This window comes from Flavobacterium riviphilum (genome assembly GCF_055231795.1).
Genome location: NZ_JBUYSY010000064.1, coordinates 1 through 288 on the forward strand (window position 1 = coordinate 1; position 288 = coordinate 288).

Here is a 288-nt window from a genome sequence, read left to right on the forward strand (position 1 = left end):
TTCGGTAATTTCCTCTTCTTTAACTACTGCAGGTTGCCCTAACCAAAATAAATAGCGCACCACGCCTGTTACTGCAAATACCTTTTGGCGATCCCTCTCGTCCAATTGCACAAAAACATAGGAGGAAAACAAAGGCACGGCTACTTTTTTCTTGCGATCACTCCATTGTCGTTCCTTTATCACCATAGGACAATACGCCACAACCCCAATAGCATTTAGCTTTTCGGCTACTTTCTTCTCCCACTTGGGTTTTGTATATACAACGTACCAGTTCATTTTCGGTTATGT

General features: G+C 42.4%; 1 protein-coding gene. It reads right to left on the minus strand.

The window, feature by feature from the left end:
• Nucleotides 1-276: UpxY family transcription antiterminator (locus ACZIX2_RS14295; RefSeq protein WP_463340767.1), on the minus strand; the 276-nt coding region annotated here is incomplete at its 3' end.
• Nucleotides 277-288 lie beyond the last annotated feature (12 nt).